Source organism: Calidifontibacillus erzurumensis (assembly GCF_013303125.1).
Classification (GTDB): Bacteria; Bacillota; Bacilli; order Bacillales; family Bacillaceae_J; genus Calidifontibacillus; species Calidifontibacillus erzurumensis.
Map to the genome: position 1 here is coordinate 1 of NZ_JABTTE010000068.1, position 777 is coordinate 777.

Genomic DNA, 777 nt, shown 5'->3' on the forward strand with positions numbered 1-777 from the left:
TGATGATAGTCTAAATATTGGACACAGTAAATTGGGGGAAAATCGTTTATAATTTAATGATACCTTACAATTGAACGGGAGTGTCCAATATGAAAAGAAAAAGCTATGATAAAGAATTTAAAATTAGTGCGGTACGTATGGTGAAGGAGGAAGGAAGGAGAATAGCTGAGGTTGCAAGGAATTTAGATATACCTGAGCAGACATTGCACAACTGGGTGAACAAATACAACGAGGAGAAAGAGGCAAGTTTTGTAGGTAGCGGAAATTTAAAGCCTGAGGACAAAGCTATTCGTGATTTACAAAAGAAATTACGAGACTTAGAAGAGGAGAATGCCATCTTAAAAAAGGCTATGAGCATCTTCGCAAAAAACCAGAAGTAATTTATGACTTCATTGAAAAACACCGACACGAATTTCGTGTGGCGAAGATGTGCGAGGTATTAGGTGTGTCAAAAAGTGGCTATTACGCTTGGAGAGGTCGTCCCAAGAGCAACCAGAAAAAACGAAAAGAAGAACTGACGATATTAGTGAGACGTGCTCATCTTGAATCTAGGCAAAATTACGGAAGTCCTAAGATAACAAAACAATTGAACCGACAAGGTATTCAAGTGTCTGAGAAAACAGTCACACGAATCATGCAGGAAAATAATATTCGCTCTAAAACCGTGAAGAAATATAAGGCTACCACGAACTCAAAACATAGTTTACCTGTGTATCCAAATCTGTTAAATCAGAATTTCACAGTAGAACGTCCAGGAGACGTTTGGGTTGGTGATAT

1 pseudogene is annotated in these 777 nt (G+C 38.1%); it reads left to right on the plus strand.

The window, feature by feature from the left end:
* Positions 1 to 89 precede the first annotated feature (89 nt).
* A pseudogene (locus HR057_RS17465) lies at positions 90 to 777 on the plus strand (IS3 family transposase); the annotation flags it as partial.